General features: G+C 71.8%; 14 protein-coding genes. 7 read left to right on the forward strand and 7 right to left on the reverse strand.

Annotated features, from left to right (window positions below; translation table 11 throughout):
* Nucleotides 1-236: 236 nt before the first annotated feature.
* Together LTT61_RS05425 and LTT61_RS05430 are read left to right on the forward strand one after the other, a co-directional pair.
* Nucleotides 237-1,745, forward strand: coding sequence for a sugar transferase (locus LTT61_RS05425; protein WP_233018830.1), 1,509 nt, complete (start codon nucleotides 237-239; stop codon nucleotides 1,743-1,745).
* A 211-nt stretch (nucleotides 1,746-1,956) separates the two neighbouring features.
* The gene (locus tag LTT61_RS05430; RefSeq protein WP_233018831.1) at nucleotides 1,957-3,339 is read left to right on the forward strand and encodes a hypothetical protein; all 1,383 of its coding nucleotides are present in this window, start codon (nucleotides 1,957-1,959) and stop codon (nucleotides 3,337-3,339) included.
* 6 nt (nucleotides 3,340-3,345) lie between these two features.
* Here the strand turns inward: LTT61_RS05430 and LTT61_RS05435 are convergent, their stop codons facing one another.
* Complete coding sequence (locus LTT61_RS05435; RefSeq protein WP_233018832.1) at nucleotides 3,346-4,128, reverse strand: pirin family protein; 783 nt, start codon at nucleotides 4,126-4,128, stop codon at nucleotides 3,346-3,348.
* A gap of 92 nt (nucleotides 4,129-4,220) precedes the next feature.
* On the opposite strand from LTT61_RS05435, the gene LTT61_RS05440 reads away from it, so the two are divergent.
* Nucleotides 4,221-4,673: a MarR family winged helix-turn-helix transcriptional regulator gene (locus LTT61_RS05440; RefSeq protein ID WP_233018833.1), complete on the forward strand. Its 453-nt coding sequence runs from the start codon at nucleotides 4,221-4,223 to the stop codon at nucleotides 4,671-4,673.
* 7 nt (nucleotides 4,674-4,680) lie between these two features.
* Here LTT61_RS05440 and LTT61_RS05445 read toward each other — a convergent pair whose 3' ends face one another.
* Genes LTT61_RS05445 through LTT61_RS05460 form a run of 4 tightly spaced genes read right to left on the reverse strand, consistent with a single transcriptional unit; the run spans nucleotide 4,681 to nucleotide 6,888 of the window.
* On the reverse strand, nucleotides 4,681-5,079 hold the full coding sequence (locus tag LTT61_RS05445; protein WP_233018834.1) for a hypothetical protein: 399 nt from the start codon (nucleotides 5,077-5,079) through the stop codon (nucleotides 4,681-4,683).
* Nucleotides 5,076-5,852 carry a hypothetical protein gene (locus LTT61_RS05450; protein WP_233018835.1) on the reverse strand — a complete coding sequence of 259 codons (777 nt, stop codon included), beginning with the start codon at nucleotides 5,850-5,852 and terminating at the stop codon, nucleotides 5,076-5,078. Before LTT61_RS05450 ends, LTT61_RS05445 begins: the two co-directional genes overlap by 4 nt.
* A gap of 41 nt (nucleotides 5,853-5,893) precedes the next feature.
* Nucleotides 5,894-6,205 (reverse strand): type VII secretion target, encoded by a 312-nt coding sequence (locus LTT61_RS05455; RefSeq protein WP_233018836.1) that lies wholly within the window; start codon nucleotides 6,203-6,205, stop codon nucleotides 5,894-5,896.
* Nucleotides 6,205-6,888: a hypothetical protein gene (locus LTT61_RS05460; RefSeq protein ID WP_233018837.1), complete on the reverse strand. Its 684-nt coding sequence runs from the start codon at nucleotides 6,886-6,888 to the stop codon at nucleotides 6,205-6,207. Before LTT61_RS05460 ends, LTT61_RS05455 begins: the two co-directional genes overlap by 1 nt.
* A gap of 108 nt (nucleotides 6,889-6,996) precedes the next feature.
* Here LTT61_RS05460 and LTT61_RS05465 point away from each other — a divergent pair, with 108 nt between their 5' ends.
* Entirely contained in the window at nucleotides 6,997-7,473 is a 477-nt protein-coding gene (locus tag LTT61_RS05465) for a carboxymuconolactone decarboxylase family protein (protein WP_233018838.1), read from the forward strand.
* Nucleotide 7,474: 1 nt separating this feature from the next.
* Here the strand turns inward: LTT61_RS05465 and LTT61_RS32890 are convergent, their stop codons facing one another.
* Together LTT61_RS32890 and LTT61_RS05485 are read right to left on the reverse strand one after the other, a co-directional pair.
* Nucleotides 7,475-8,851 (reverse strand): ABC transporter substrate-binding protein, encoded by a 1,377-nt coding sequence (locus LTT61_RS32890; protein WP_420094792.1) that lies wholly within the window; start codon nucleotides 8,849-8,851, stop codon nucleotides 7,475-7,477.
* Nucleotides 8,818-9,759 (reverse strand): TauD/TfdA dioxygenase family protein, encoded by a 942-nt coding sequence (locus LTT61_RS05485; RefSeq protein WP_233018839.1) that lies wholly within the window; start codon nucleotides 9,757-9,759, stop codon nucleotides 8,818-8,820. The genes LTT61_RS32890 and LTT61_RS05485 overlap by 34 nt, the downstream gene beginning before the upstream one ends.
* A gap of 244 nt (nucleotides 9,760-10,003) precedes the next feature.
* Here LTT61_RS05485 and LTT61_RS05490 point away from each other — a divergent pair, with 244 nt between their 5' ends.
* Genes LTT61_RS05490 through LTT61_RS05500 form a run of 3 tightly spaced genes read left to right on the forward strand, consistent with a single transcriptional unit; the run spans nucleotide 10,004 to nucleotide 14,964 of the window.
* Nucleotides 10,004-11,818 (forward strand): ABC transporter ATP-binding protein, encoded by a 1,815-nt coding sequence (locus LTT61_RS05490; protein ID WP_233018840.1) that lies wholly within the window; start codon nucleotides 10,004-10,006, stop codon nucleotides 11,816-11,818.
* Entirely contained in the window at nucleotides 11,815-13,638 is a 1,824-nt protein-coding gene (locus LTT61_RS05495; RefSeq protein ID WP_233018841.1) for an ABC transporter ATP-binding protein, read from the forward strand. Before LTT61_RS05490 ends, LTT61_RS05495 begins: the two co-directional genes overlap by 4 nt.
* A gap of 12 nt (nucleotides 13,639-13,650) precedes the next feature.
* Nucleotides 13,651-14,964, forward strand: a complete 1,314-nt coding sequence (locus LTT61_RS05500; protein ID WP_233018842.1) for an NtaA/DmoA family FMN-dependent monooxygenase — start codon at nucleotides 13,651-13,653, stop codon at nucleotides 14,962-14,964.
* Nucleotides 14,965-15,021 lie beyond the last annotated feature (57 nt).

Here is a 15,021-nt window from a genome sequence, read left to right on the forward strand (position 1 = left end):
CCTGCGAATTTCCGTACGCGCGTACCGGCTCGCGTCATACCGATCAGTATGCGGTTGTGACCTGGCTCCTACGGGTTGTGCCCGGCGATCATCGGGGGCAATATCTTCGCAACAGCTCGGCCCGGTTTCGATTCGCACTGCCGCGGCGCCGCCGGCGGGCTGGGTCCTCTGAATTCTTCGTTTTCCTACGGTTGCGAAGAATTAGCGCTTCAAGCTTCAAGCAGGTTGTTTCACACATGGTTCTCGAGCTCACCGGCACCGGCGGTGCCGTCGACCTGCGCCACCTCTCCGCCCGTCCCGGCGAGCGGGACCGCTGGCGCATCGGCTACGTCAGACGGCTCGTCGTTACCGACATACTGGCCATCGCCGCGGGAACGCTGCTGGCCCTGCTGGTGGATGTGAACTTCACAGCCGCGCGCCCCGTGGTCTGGGCGCCGGACTTCGGCGGCGCCGCGATCGCGCTCGCGATCGCCGTCCTGGTCGCGTGGTCGATCGCGCTCGGCTGGAAGGACACTCGCTTCCACCGCACCGTCGGCAGCGGGAACGAGGAGTACCGGCGGTTGCTGTCGGTGACGCTGCACCTGTTCGGCGCGCTCGCGATCGGTGCATTCGTACTGCGCGCCGACGCCGCGCACGACTACCTCGCGGTGGCGCTGCCGGTGGGGCTGGCCGGGCTGGTCGGCACCCGCGCCGCCTGGCGCAGGCGCGCCGCCAGGCACCGCGCGCTCGGCCGGTACCGGCACTCGGTGCTCGTGGTCGGCGGGCCGGAATCGGCGCGCGCCATCGCGCACAACTTCGACCGCAAACACATGTACGGCTACCACGTCGTCGGCGTCTGCACCGCGACCGGGCCGAACCCGGAGGAGCCCGGCTCCATCACGGTCGGCGGGCGCGAGATCCCGATCGTCGGCGACGACCGCTCGGTGATCAGGGCCGCAAGGCGCACCGGCGCCGACACCGTCGTCGTGATGGCGACCGACCGGCTCGGCCCGCGCGACATCCGGCACCTGGCCTGGGATCTCGACGCCTTCGGCGCGGAGCTCATCGTCGCGGCCGGGATCATGGACGTCTCCGGCACCAGGATGTCGAGCCAGGTGCTCGCGGGCATGCCGGTGCTGCACATCGAGCGCCCGCAGTACGACCGCGCGCTCTCGCTGCGCAAGGCGATCTTCGACTTCTGCTTCTCGGCGCTGGTGCTGCTCGCGATCTCGCCGATCCTGCTGCTGATCGCCGCCGCGGTGAAGTTCACCAGCCACGGCCCGGTCTTCTACCTCTCCGAGCGGATCGGCATGGACGGCAGGCCGTTCCGGATGATCAAGTTCCGCAGCATGTACGTGCACGCGGACAAACACGTGCACACGCTGATCTCGGAGAACGGCGGGAATCCGCTCTTCTTCAAGATAAAGAACGATCCGCGGGTCACCCCCGTCGGGCGGTTCCTGCGCAAGTACAGCCTGGACGAGCTGCCGCAGTTCTTCAATGTGCTGCGCCGCGAGATGAGCGTGGTCGGGCCGCGGCCGCAGGTGCGCCGCGAGGTGCACTCCTATGACGGCGTCATGCGGCGCAGGCTGCTGGTGCGGCCCGGAGTCACCGGGCTGTGGCAGGTCAGCGGGCGTTCGGATCTCTCCCCCGAGGAGTCGGTGGAGCTGGACATCTCCTACGTGGAGAACTGGTCCATGGTGCTCGATCTCTGGATCATCACCCGCACGCTGCGGGCGGTCGCCGAGGGCGAGGGCGCGTACTGACCCGATCCCGCCGCACCGTCGGGGGGCGGCGGGGTCGTTCGTCGCCGGGGTCGTTCGTCGCCGGGGTCGTTCGTCGCCGGGGTCGTTCGTCGCCGGGGTCGTTCGTCGCCCGGGTCACTGCGAGCCGGAGCTCTCGGCAGCGGCGCTCGCGCGGTGGCCCGAACCGGGTCGGCAGCCACGCGTGAGCGGCGGGCACCCTAGGCTGCGTGGCATGCGTTCGCTCGTCCTCGCTGCCGCCGTCTGCTTACTGGCCGCGCCCGGGGTGGCGCAGGCGGAGCCGTGGGGTCCGGCGCTGCCGCCGCATCCGTTCCTCGGCCCGACCGGCTCGGCGACCATGCACGGCGACGCCGGATCGTCCGACACCACACCGTATCCCGGTCCCGGGACCGAGCCGCCGACGGTGCGCGCCGACCCGCTGGCCGCCGCCTGCCCGACCCTGCTGCAGGGCCGCGACGGGCTGGTGGTCGCGCTCTGCACCGCCATCGCCGGGCAGGCGCCGGCCGTGCACCTGCTCGACCCCGAGCACGGCTCGCTGGCCGCGCTCCCGCTGGTGAAGGGCAGCCTGCTCGGCGGGGTGTACGCGTATCTGGACCAGGACGACCGGCTGGTCGCGGTGGACGGCGAGCGCGCGCTGGTCCGGGTGGCGCACCACCGCGACCCCGACGGCCGGTGGCGGCTGGCGGTCGCCGAGCGCACCGACCTCTCCGGCGCGATTCCGCAGGGCGACAGCGTGACCGGGCTGGTGCCGGACTGGTCCGGGAATGTCTGGTTCGCCACCGGCAAGGGCGTCGTCGGGGTGCACACCCCGGCCGGCCGGACCGGCACCGTCGAGCTCGGTGAGCAGGTCGCGAACAGTATCTCGGCCGCGCCGGACGGGCACGTCGCGGTGGCGACCACGCACGCGCTCTACGAGCTGACCGCCGACGACGGGGTGCCCCGGGTGGCCTGGCGCGCGCCGTACGACCGCGGCTCCGCCCGCAAGCCGGGGCAGCTCAGCCACGGAACCGGCTCCACGCCCACCTATTTCGGCCCCGGGACCGGTGCGGAGTACCTGACGGTCGTCGACAATGCCGACGGCGGCGTGCGGGTGCTGGTCTTCCGCTCCGGCACCGGCGAGCCGGTCTGCGCGCAGCCGGTGCTGACCGCGGGCGGGCCGGGCAGCGAGAACTCGCCGATCGGGGCCGGGCGCTCGGTCTTCGTCGCCGGGACCTACGGCTACCCGTACCCCACGGTGCCCGGTGATGCCGGACCCGCGGTCCCGCCTTCCGCGCCGTTCACCGGCGGGATGACCCGGGTCGACATCGACGAAACCGGGTGTCACACGGTGTGGGAAAGCGGGATCCGCAGCGCGGCGGTGCCGCACCTGTCCACCGCGGACGGCCGGCTCTACACCCTCACCCGGCACGGGCCGGATGCCGCCACCCCGGCCGACGGCTTCTCGGTCACGGTGCTGGACCCGGCCACCGGCGCGATGCTCGCGGACTCCCCCGCGCCGGGGACGGTGCTCAACGACCCCCTGCAGATGTCGCCGCTGATCCTGCCGGACGGGCGCATGCTGCAGGGCACGGTCACCGGGGTGCTGCGGATCGGCTGAGCCGGTTCACCCGATGGTCGCGTGCATCTCCCACACGATCACCTCGGCCGCGCCCGCGGCGCTCAACCGCTGCCCGCCCGCGCCGGTGAACCGCACCGAATCACCCTCGGCCAGCGGCCCGGTGCCCTCCAGCTCGACCGCGCCGCGCGCGACGAAGAGGTGCAGGAACGGCGCGTCCGGCAGGGTGATCGGCGCGTCCCCCGCGCCGAGCCGCGCCACGTGCATGGTCGCGTACCTGTTCGCGATCCGGATGGCGGAGTGGTCGGCGTACTCCCGCATCCCGGAGGCCACCGGCACCAGCCCGCCGGAGAGCAGCGCGTCGTCGATCTCCAGCTGCTCGTAGCCGGGGGTGATCCCGGACTCGTCCGGCAGCACCCACATCTGCACGAAGTGCACCGGCTCATCGTGCTGCTCGGCGAACGACCCCGTCGCGCCGGAGAACCGCCAGGAGTCGTTCTTCTCGGAGTGCAGGATGCCGGTGCCCGCGCTCATCCGCTGCGCCAGCCCCGGGTAGATCACCCCGGAGTGACCGGTGGAGTCCTGGTGCACCAGGGAACCGCGGAGCACCCAGGTGACGATCTCCATGTCCCGGTGCGGGTGCGTGTCGAAGCCCATGCCCGGCGTGACGATGTCGTCGTTGTTCACCATCAGCAGGCCGTGGTGGGTGTTCGCCGGGTCGTAGTGCTGGCCGAAGGAGAAGGAGTGCTTGGAGTCGAGCCAGCCGATCCGGGTCTTCAGCCGGTCGGCTGCGCGGCGGACGTCGATCTGCGGGGTGGTTGGAGCGGACACGGTGCCTCGATTCCGAGTTCGTTGCTTTGTCAACTACTTGCACACTACTCGTTATCGTTGCCTTGTCAACCACTGCGCGTACGCTGGAGGACGTGAACGCGACACGGTGGCTCGACACCGACGAGAACGAGCTCTGGCGGGCCTACCTCGACGCGACCCGCCTGCTCTTCCGCGACCTCGACAGACAACTGACCACCGACGCGGGCATCGCCTTCGCCGACTACGAGATCCTGGTCCTGCTCGCCGAGGCCCCCGACCGGCGGCTGCGCATGAGCGCGCTCGCCGACGCCAGCAGCACCAGCCGCAGCGGCATCACCCGCGCCGTCACCCGGCTCGAGCACTCCGGCCGGGTCCGCCGCGTCGACTGCGAATCCGACCGCCGCGGCGCCTGGGCCGAGCTCACCGAGACCGGTGCCGCCGAACTCGCCGCCGCGAGCCCAGGGCACGTCGCCGCCGTCCGCGCAACGCTCCTCGACCGCATCGACCCCGCCGACATCCCCGCCCTCACCCGCGCCTTCCGCGCCGTGCGGGACCGGGCCCGGTGAGCGGGTCTCAGCTTCGTCGCGATGCCCGGATCATGTCGATGCTCGCACCGGCCGCGATGAACCACAGCACCGGCGACCACGTCCCGGTCAGCAGGAACCATGCCCCGCCCACGATCAGCGCCGCGACCACCAGCCACAGTGCGGCCTCCACGGCAACACTTCGCCTGCCGAGGGTTGCGAGCACGGCAGCCCCTGCCGCGAGCACTACCGCAGCGGTGGCGCTACCGGCGAGAATCACTACCTCACGCTGATCGAAGCCCTGCGCGTCGGGATCGGCGCCGTGCAGCAGAAACACGAATCCGACGGTTCCGGCCAGTATCAGCAGGCCGAATACAACGGCGACGGCGACACGGATGCGCAACACAATTCCGCGTACCCGATCCGGGTCGGAGGCGGGGGCCGTCATGCCGGCTTCACCGACCAATCCGCGTCCCCGTCCAGCACAGTGGCGTCGGCGTAGCCCGCGGCTCCGGTGGACGGCCAGTGCCCGTGCGGGAAGCCCTGCGGATTCTCCAGCTCTACCTGCACCGCCTGCACCTGGCTGAGCGTGGACTGGATGAGAGTGAAGATGCCCGAGATCGCGGCGGTCACCATCGCCGCGAATTTCGCCGCGGTGATCAAACCGGCGATCCCGGCCGGGATCGCCCCGATCCCGGTGCCCGCGGCGAGGCACTCCGCGACGGCCTCGACGATGACCGAAATGACAATGGCGAGCAGCGACGTATAGAACGTCACCCCCGCGATACCGAGGGTCAGTGTCGCCGAGCGGATTGCCGTGGCAATCGAGCCCATCCGGGCGGAGGCCATGCGCTGGGGGGTGATGGCGTCGGCGTAGGACTCAGCGGCCGCGCCCTGCCAGTATCCGCCGACCTTGACCGCGGTGTCCTCGAGGTCGGCGGCCATGGTGTTCATCGACCGGGTCACCCCGACCCAGTCGTACGACGTCTCGATGAACGCGATCGGCGCACCGACCCCCTCGATCGCCTGGACGAACTTTTCCCAGAGCTCGCTGATCGCATCCGCGAACTCATTGCCCAGTCCGATGATGTCGTCCCCGTTGCGCAGGACGAAGCGAACGAGCGGCGTGCCGGCCGCATCCTCGAACGATCCCCTGATCCGAGCAGGGAGATTACCCAGTTCCTCGACCTTGTCGATGAGGTCCTGTGCGACCTGCTGCATTTGAGCGGCGGATGGCGCCATCCCGACTTACCCCGATCGATTCAGTACAGATTACGGAGAGCGTGAGCTTGCGCTCGCTCCTCGTCCTCGTAGACCCCGGCCACCGTATTCAGCGTGCGGGCGATCTCCTTCATGGCCAGTTCGCCTTCCCGCAGCCGGGATTGCATCAGCGCGACAGCCTCGTCGTACTTCTCGACGAAGCCGACGAACAGTCCCGCCTGGAGTGCGGAGTAGGTGTACCCGCCGATCTCCTCGGCCACACCGCCGAGGTCGGTTGCCCGCTCGGCCCAGCCGGTCGCCTGCGTGCGGAGTGCGCCGAGTGCAACGGTGACCTGCTCGGGTGTCGGCGCCATCAGTTTCCCCTCGTGACGTCAGCGGTGCGCAGCAGTTCGATCAACTGTTCGGCGGCGGAGGTGAGCCGCGCCGCCGCGGAAGGGACCGCCTCCGCGCTCGCACGGTAGTTCCGCTGCTCCTCCAGCGCGGCATTGATCTCCGTGGCGAGCCGACTCGCGGCTTGCCGTTCGGCCCAGCTCTGGTCGATGCGGCAGCCGGACAGCCCGTGGTCGGCGAACTCGAAAACGATGGCGGGCCCGAGTGACTCCGGCCGCTCGCGGGGAAGGGCGGAGAGTGGTTGCGCCGCGATCGCCAAGACTTCTTCGACGATGTCCTCGGCCGAAGAGGCAGCCGGTGCGGGCCGCGGGTCGGCGATCGGTGCCGGTGGTTCGACTCCGCGTCGCCGTGCCGCCTCGACCTCCTCGCGCGCTCTCCGCCAGCCGTCGGCATACGCGACGCCGACAGCTTCGAGAATCGCCGCGTCGAGCTGCTGCCCGTTCAGCAGGGACTGCCAGTCCCTGGAGATGACGAAGCGGCGCGGAATATTGTGCTCGTCCAACTCGGTGCGAACCGCGCCAGTCGTATCTTGGCCCGGTCGCTCCATCGCGCGTGCGGTCCGATCGATCCACAGATAGCTCGAAGCCTTGGCCTCAACTCTTCGCCGCACGTCATCGACGTCGGCCGACAGCCTGCCGAAATCCACCGCGCTCCCCCAGCGTCGCTCCCCCGTGCATCCCCGAGATGCCGATCGGGCTCACTATTGTCAGCGCCACCCATTCTGTCAACTCCCGCCGCGCTCAGCGGTCGCACCATGCGAGAGGATGGCACGGTGAGCGAACGCATCCGGATCGATGAGCAGAGCCCGGCTGTCTACAAGACGCAGGTGGGGGTCGCGTTCGCGGCCAAGCAGGCGGCGAAGCGGGCGGGGCTGGATCGGCATCTCGTCGAGCTGGTGAATGTGCGGATCTCGCAGCTCAACGGGTGTGCGCGCTGCTTGGACGTGCATACGAGAGCCGCGCGCGAGGCGGGCGAGACCGAGCAGCGGCTGAACGTGCTGTCGGCCTGGCGCGAGGCGGCGATCTACACGGAGCAGGAGCGGGCGGCGCTCACCCTTGCCGAGACGGTGACGACGCTGCCGCCGCACGACGAGCAGGAGCGCGCCTACGCGGCGGCCCGCGAGCACTTGGACGACGACCAGTTCGCCGCCGTCGCCTGGATCGCCATCGCGATCAACGCGTTCAACCGCATCTCCATCGTGAGCGGGCACGAGGTGCACCCGCGGGAGTGAACTACTCCGGGCCGGCGGGGACGGTGATCGCCAGCGCCACCGGGACGAGCAGGTCGACCAGGTCGGCGACGGGCGGGCGCGGGTCCATGAGCAGCCACTCGTGCGCGACGCCGTTGACCGCGCCGATCAGGGCGCCGGCGGCGAGCATGGGTTCGCCGCGGACGTGCGCGCCGGGGCCGGCGATCGGCCCGACGGCCATCTCGATGAGCAGGCTCCATCCGTGCCGCCGCTGGCGGCGGTGCTGCTCCATGCGCTCGCTGACGCCGACCACCTCGAGGAAGGCGACCTTGGCGCGGTGCGGGTCGGCGTCGATGGAGCCGAGGTAGGCGGTGAAGGCGGCGGTGAGGCCCGCCAGCGGTTCGGTGCCCGCGCCGAGGCGGGAGAGCGCGGTGCCGACGGCGGCGGCGGCCTCGTCCTGGATCCGGTCGTAGGCGGCGACCAGCACGTCCTCGCGGGTCTCGAACTCCTCGTAGAACTGGCGCTTGGAGAGCCCGGCGGCGGTGCAGACGTCGGCGAGCGAGCAGTGCAGGTACCCGCGTTCGGCGAACAGCCGGGTCGCCGCCTCGATGAAGCGCGCGCGCCGCTCCTGCTTGCGCTCGGAGATCGCGCGACCGCCGTACTGCCTGCCGGTGGTTGTCACGACACTCACTGTATCCACCGATCGGAGCCGGATTACCCCGCGGCCGGTGTGAGCGACGCCGTTGCGAACCGGCGGCCGGGGATGGCGGCGAGCAGCCGGCGGGTGTAGTCCTGGGCGGGGTCGTCGAACACCTCGCCGACCGGGCCCCACTCCACGATCCGGCCCCGCGACATGACCGCCACCGAATCGGCGATGGCGCGGACCACGGCGACCCGCTGCTGCTGGCCGCCGGAGAGCTCGCGCGGCCTGCTGCGCGTCCTGCGGGACGGTGAGCTCGAGCCGCCGGTTGTCCTCGACCCGGATGCCGTCGGTGCCCGGCACCCAGCCCGCCTCGCCCAGCAGCTTCCGGCCGCGGGCCGGGTCGAAGGCGAACTCCTGCGGCTCGTCGATCGGCTGCACGCCGCGCGCGATGTCGACCTGGCCGGATTGCAGCGCGCCGGTGCGCATCCCGATCTCCGGCAGCACCCGCCAGACGACCTTCTCCAGGTAGACGGCGCCCTGGTTGCGCGAGCCCTGCCACGCCCAGGCGTAGTCCTCGCGGCGGCGCAGCACCACCTCCTGGTTCGGCACCTGCGATTCGAAGACGAACGGCCCGGCCGAGACCACGTTCTCCGGCTTGCCCGCCTCGGTGCCGTCGAGCTCCAGCGTCTTCGCCGCGACCGGGCCGTTCTGCAGCTGCGAGACGCGCAGCGGAAAGTCCTGGATCAGGAGCCGTGGAACGGCTCGCCTTCCAGTGATTCCGAGCTGCGGCCGTCGACGCCGACCGGGACGTCGCCCTCGAGCGTCACCCGGTAGAGCACCCGGTCGTGGTCGAGGTGCCCGGCGTCGGCGATGGCCAGGTGCGCGGTGGCGCGGTTGTCCCAGAACGCGACGCTGCCCGGCTGCCAGCGGAAACGGACGGTGTACTCGGTGCGGGTGGCCTCCTCCCAGAGCGCCTCGAGCAGGTGCCCGGCGAGCCGCGGCGAGAAGCCGCGGATGCTCTTGGCCTTGCGGGTGAAGCCGGGGCTGACGAACAGCGCCCGCTCGCCGGTCTCCGGGTGCACCCGGACCACCGGGTGGAAGGTGCGCAGCGGCTTGTTCCCGATCACCCGATTGCGGTCGCTGCCCGCGGCGGCCCGGTTCTCGAAGGTGTGCTCCGCGTCCAGGGTGTCCACGAAGTCGCGCAGCTCCTGCGGCAGGTTCTCGTAGGCCGCGACCAGGTTCGTCCAGGCGGTGTCGCCGCCGTAGGGCGGCAGGATGTCGGCACGCAGGATGGAGAAGGCGGGCGGGTTGATCAGCGCGGTGACGTCGGTGTGCCAGCTGCTGTCGTAGGAGGTGCGCTTGCGCCCGTACAGCTTGTCGTAGCGCCGGGAATCGATCGGCAGGATTTCCGGGTAACCCGCCGGCGGATTCTCCTCGTACGGATGCGCCGGGGTGACCCGGCCGAATCGGCGCGCGAAGGCGATCTGTTCCGCGTGCCCGATGGTCTGGTCGCGGAAGAACACCACCTTCCATTGCAGCAATGCCCGCCGGATCTCGGCGATCACCTCGTCGGACAATTCCTGGGAAAGGTCGACGCCGGATATCTCGGCGCCGGTGTAGCCGGACTGGGGCGCAACCGTGATCGACGATTGCACGGAAATCGGTTCGGACGCAGCGATTGTCATCGAGCCCACCACCTCGGTCGGTCGGAGAAAGGATATGCGGGTCAGGCTATTCCGCCCGCCGCCCGCAGCCGCGAGTTCGAATCGGGAAGATTGCCTACACCGACGGTGAAGTCCCGCTTGACATTCACGCCGTATTTCGATCGACATGATCGATTTCGTTGCTTTCGGCAATGAGCTCATTGCACTGTTCCGGGGAGGTGTGCGGAGGAGGAGAAATGGTGTCGAACGCGAAGTGTCGCCGTCGATGACATTCGGGAGGGGCGCGCTGCTCGCCGGCGCCGAGGAACCGGCGGGCCGGGATTCCCGGACCCTGCGCACCGGGCTGACCATGATGCTGCGCGGCTGCCGGGACCGGCCGCTCGCCGCGGCGATCGCCGTCGGCTGCGCGCTGATCAACGCGGTGTGCATGGTGCTCGCGGCCAAGGCGGTGGGCTGGGCCACCGACCACGTGGTGCTGCCGAGCTTCCGCGACGACCACTTCCCGGTGGGCGCGGCGCTGCTGGCCGCGGGGTTCGTGCTCGGGGTGTCGCTGCTGCGGATCGTCACCATCATCGGGCGCGGGGTCGCCACCGGGATCGTGCAGTTCGGCGGTGAGGCCGCCGACCGGAGGGCCGTGGTGGCGCAGTACCTGCGGCTCGGGGTCTCCTGGCACCGGCGGCGGCCGTCGGGGCAGCTGGTCTCCGGCGTGGTCTCGGATGTGGAGACCGCGTGGGATCCCATGCAGCACTTCCCCTTCGCCACCGGCATGGCGGTGATGCTGCTGCTGGTCCTCGCCGACATCGCGCTGGTGGACGGCTGGCTGGCGCTGGTCGCCGCGGTGCTGATCCCGCTGGTGTTCGGCGCCAACCTGCTCTACCAGCGGGTCCTCGCACCGCGGGCGCGCGACGCGCAGCGGCACCGCGCGGAGCTCAGCGGGCTGGCGCACGAGGCGGTGGCCGGGCGGCAGGTGGTGCGCACGCTCGGCATCACCGATCGGGAGATCGCGCGGTTCGCCGCGACCGCCGACGAATCCCGCGCCGCCAACCGGCGCATGGGCGACGCGGGCGCGGTCTTCGACCCGGCCATCGAGCTCATGCCGCCGCTGGCCGCGCTGGTCATCCTCGCGGTCGGGGTGGCGCGGGTGCAGGACGGGCTGCTCGGGGTCGGCGCCCTGGTCGAGGTGGTCTACCTGCTCATCACCACCGCCATCCCGCTGAACGTGATCGCGCGGTTCCTCGGCGTGCTCCCGCTCGGCGTCGCCGGGCACACCAGGGTGCGGCGGGTGCTCACCGCCACCGAGCGTCCGGCGGCCGGGCAGCAGCGGCTGCCGGAGCAGCCCGGCGGCGTCGGGCTGGAGGTGGCGGACGCCTGGTTCGGCTACGGCGAGCGCGCGGCCGCGGTCCGCGAACTGACCCTAGCGGTGCGCCCCGGCGCGGTCGTCGCCGTGGTCGGGGCGACCGGGACGGGCAAGAGCACGCTGCTCGGCCTGCTCGCGCACCTGCTGGAGACCGACCGCGGCGCCGTCGCGCTCGGCGGCGTCGACACCAGGTTGCTCGCGCCGGAGGCGGTGCGCCGCCGGACCGCGCTGGTCACCCAGAACGCCTTCCTCTTCGCCGACACCGTGCGCGCCAACGTCACGCTCGGCGCGGACGGCCCGGTGCGGCACGCGCTGGAGGTGGCCGGCGCGGCCGGGTTCGTCGCGGCGCTGCCGGACGGCGCCGACACCGAGCTCTCCGACACCGCGCAGCTCTCCGGCGGGCAGCGGCAGCGGATCGCGCTGGCCCGCGCCGTCTTCCGGCGGCCGGGGCTGCTCCTGCTCGACGACGCCACCTCCGCGCTGGACCCGCTGGTGGAGCGGGCCGTGATCGAGGCACTGCGCGCCGAGTACGCCGGCGACGAGCGGCGGACGACGGTGGTGCTGGTCGGGCACCGGGCCGCCACCATCGCGCTCGCCGACACCGTCGTGTTCCTGGCGGGCGGGCGGATCGTCGCGCAGGGCACGCACGCCGAGCTGCTCGAATCCGAACCGGGGTACCGGGCGCTGCTCGGCGCCTACGACACCGCGGAGGTGCTGGGATGAGCCGGGCCGAGAGCTCACCGGGCGGCACCGCCGCGCAGCGCTACGGCACCGCGGCCCTGCTGCGCCGGGTGCGCCGCGACACCGTCGTCTCCCGCCGCACGCTCGCCGCGATCCTCGCCGCCGCGGCCGTCGCCGCCTCCGGCCGCATCGTCATCCCGGTGACCATCCAGTACGCCCTCGACCACGCCCTGCTCGCGAACGTCGACGCCGCCACCCGCGACGAGGTGGTCACGCGGGCCGTCGGCGTCGGCGTGATCGCGGTGCTGCTCGCGATGCTGAGCTCGGCCGTCGTGAACTTCCAGCTGGTCGGCACCGTGGAGCGGGCGCTGCGGGACCTCCGGGTGGCCGCCTTCGCCCGCATCCTGCGGCTCTCCCCCGCCGACCCGCGCGCCGACTCGGCGGGCTCGCTGGTGGCCAGGGTGACCAACGATGTCGACGTGGTCACGCTCTACGCCCAGGCGGGCGGGATCACGCTGGTGCAGAACATCTCCCAGATGCTGCTGGCGCTGGTCGTGATGGCGGTCTACTCCTGGCCGCTGGCGCTGCTGGTCCTGGCGATCGGCGCCCTGGTGCCGGTCGGCGGGCGGCTGCTGCAACGCTGGGTGTCGCGCCGCTTCGACGCAGTGCGCAGCGCCGTCGGCGACCTCTATGCGGTGCTGCTCGAGCTGCTGGCCGGGATCGACACGATCCGCGGCTACGGCATCGAGGAGCGGATGCGGGCCCGCGCCGACGCCGGGATCGACGCGGTCTGGGCAACGCAGCGCCGGACGCTGTGGCCGATGGGGTTCAACGTCTCGGTCGGCGAGGTGGCGAGCGGGCTGATCACCGCCTCGGTGCTTGTGGCGGGCACCGCCGCCGGGGTCGGGGTGTTCGGCGCCGAGCTGGGGCTGAGCGCGGGCGACATCGTCGCCTTCCTCTTCCTGGTGACCTTCTTCGTGCGGCCCATGCAGTTCGCGGTCGCCAGCCTGGCCGACGCGCGCAACGCCGAGGCCGGGCTGCGCCGGGTGGTCGAGATCCTGGACCTGCCGGTCGAGGAGGCGCGCGCCGGGGTCGCGCTGCCCGCCGGGCCGCCCGCGGTGCACCTCGGCGACGTCGGCTTCGAGTACGTGGCGGGCAGGCCCGCGCTGCGTGCGGTGAGCGTGCGGCTGGCGCCGGGCGAGCACGTCGCCGTCGTCGGCGAGACCGGCTCCGGCAAGAGCACCTTCGCCAAACTCGTGACCAGGCAGCTGCTGCCGACCAGCGGCGTGCTCACGCTCTGGGGCGCCGACCTCACCGCGATCACCGACGAGGCGCTCACCCGCCGGGTCGCCATCGTCCCGCAGGACGCCTTCCTCTTCGACCGCACCGTCGGCGAGAACATCGCGCTCGGCCGCGCGGGCGCCTCCGCCGACGCGGTGCGCGAGGTGCTGGAGCGGCTCGGCCTCGCCGACTGGGTCGCCGGGCTGCCCGACGGCCTCGACACCCCGGTCGGCCAGCGCGGCGAGGCGCTCTCCGCGGGCGAGCGCCAGCTGGTGGCGCTGGCCAGGACCGCGCTGGTGAACCCGGACCTGCTCGTGCTGGACGAGGCGACCAGCGGCGTCGACGCGGGCACCGACGTCCGGGTGCAGCACGCGCTGGCCCGGCTCACCCGCGGCCGCACCACCCTCACCATCGCGCACCGCATGCACACCGCCGAGACCGCGGACCGGGTGCTGCTCTTCCACGACGGCCGGATCGCCGAGGACGGTACGCACGACGACCTGATCGCGAGCGGCGGCCGCTACGCCCGGTTGCACGACGTCTGGGCCCGTACATCCGTGACCAGCCGGGTTCCCGGCTAGAAGGAGACCATCATGCCCCGCAGACTGCACCTCGACGTCGGCGTGAACAGCACCGGCTACCACGGCAACTCGTGGCTCGCGCCGGACGCCGCCTGGGACCGCTGGGTCTCGTTCGAGCACTACGTGGCGGTGGCCGAGCTCGCGCGCGGCGCCGGCTTCGACGCCGTCTTCCTCTCCGACCACCCCGCGCTGCAGCGCGCCCCCGGCAACCGGCCGCTGCACAGCCTCGACCCGATCGTGCTCTGCACCGCGCTCGCCGCGCGGGTGCCCGACATCGGCTTCGTGATCACCGCCTCCAGCTCCTACAACTCGCCCTACAACCTGGCGCGGCGGCTGGCCAGCCTGGACCACATCTCCGGCGGGCGGGTGATCTGGAACGTGGTCTCCAGCTTCAACCCCGACATCGCCGCCAACTTCGGCGCCGAGCCCCTGCCCGGGCGGGCCGAAAGATACCGGCGGGCCGACGAATTCGTCGAGGTCGTCAAGGAGCTGTGGCGCAGCTGGGACCACGACGCGGGCACCGCCCCCGCCGCGCTCGGCGACCAGCTGTGGACCGGGGAGAACGCCCGCACCATCGACCACCACGGCGAGTTCTTCGACGTGCGCGGGCCGCTGAACGTGCCGCTCGGGCCCCAGGGGTATCCGCTCATCGCCCAGGCCGGGGCCTCCGACGCCGGGATCGACCTGGCCGGGAAGCACGCCGACCTGCTCTACGCCGCGCTGCTCGGCAAGGACGCGGCACGCACCTACCGCGACCGGGTGTGCGCCCGCGCCGTCGCGCACGGCCGCGACCCCGAGGCGATCCGCCTGCTCCCCGGGCTCGTCCCCATCGTCGCGCCGACCCGCGCGGAGGCGCTGCGCAGGCACGAGGAGCTCAACGGGCACTCCTCTGAGGAGTCCTTCCTGCGCGCCTTCGCCGACCGGTACGGAATCCCCTTCGACCCGGACGCCGTCCTCATCCCCGAACTCTTCCTCGCCGACGACGACCAGCAGTCCCCCGTCGGGTTCACCCGGTCGCTGCACGATCTGGTCGCGAGCGAGCGTATTACGCTGCGCGATATCGTCCGCCGGGTCGAGGGCGGGCACCGTCTCGTCCTCGGTACCCCCGCCGAGGTTGCCGAGCAGATTCTGGACTGGTGGCGGGAAGGTGTCGTCGACGGTTACACCGTCCAGCCGCCGACGCTGCCGCACGATCTCGAGGTCTTCGTCCGCGACGTGATCCCGCTGCTCCGCGATGCGGGAGCGCTGGCGGATGGCTATCCGGAGTCGACGGTCCGCGCCCGCTTCGGGCTGCCCGAGGTCGTGGTCCCGGTGACGACCGGCTGAGCACCGGCGTGGCAGCGGACTCGTAGCGCCGAAGGATCCGGGGCACCGGGGAGCCGA

The organism is Nocardia asteroides (assembly GCF_021183625.1).
GTDB classification, from domain to species: Bacteria; Actinomycetota; Actinomycetes; order Mycobacteriales; family Mycobacteriaceae; genus Nocardia; species Nocardia asteroides_A.

Excerpts from the sequence above, each read along its gene's own strand:
- LTT61_RS05485 (WP_233018839.1), bottom strand. The coding sequence starts at position 9,759 with ATGACAATCGCTGCGTCCGAACCGATTTCCGTGCAATCGTCGATCACG.
- LTT61_RS05500 (WP_233018842.1), top strand. The coding sequence starts at position 13,651 with ATGCCCCGCAGACTGCACCTCGACGTCGGCGTGAACAGCACCGGCTAC.
- LTT61_RS05425 (WP_233018830.1), top strand. The coding sequence starts at position 237 with ATGGTTCTCGAGCTCACCGGCACCGGCGGTGCCGTCGACCTGCGCCAC.
- LTT61_RS05495 (WP_233018841.1), top strand. The coding sequence starts at position 11,815 with ATGAGCCGGGCCGAGAGCTCACCGGGCGGCACCGCCGCGCAGCGCTAC.
- LTT61_RS05490 (WP_233018840.1), top strand. The coding sequence starts at position 10,004 with ATGACATTCGGGAGGGGCGCGCTGCTCGCCGGCGCCGAGGAACCGGCG.
- LTT61_RS05450 (WP_233018835.1), bottom strand. The coding sequence starts at position 5,852 with ATGCAGCAGGTCGCACAGGACCTCATCGACAAGGTCGAGGAACTGGGT.
- LTT61_RS05445 (WP_233018834.1), bottom strand. The coding sequence starts at position 5,079 with ATGACGGCCCCCGCCTCCGACCCGGATCGGGTACGCGGAATTGTGTTG.
- LTT61_RS05455 (WP_233018836.1), bottom strand. The coding sequence starts at position 6,205 with ATGGCGCCGACACCCGAGCAGGTCACCGTTGCACTCGGCGCACTCCGC.
- LTT61_RS05465 (WP_233018838.1), top strand. The coding sequence starts at position 6,997 with ATGCGAGAGGATGGCACGGTGAGCGAACGCATCCGGATCGATGAGCAG.
- LTT61_RS05430 (WP_233018831.1), top strand. The coding sequence starts at position 1,957 with ATGCGTTCGCTCGTCCTCGCTGCCGCCGTCTGCTTACTGGCCGCGCCC.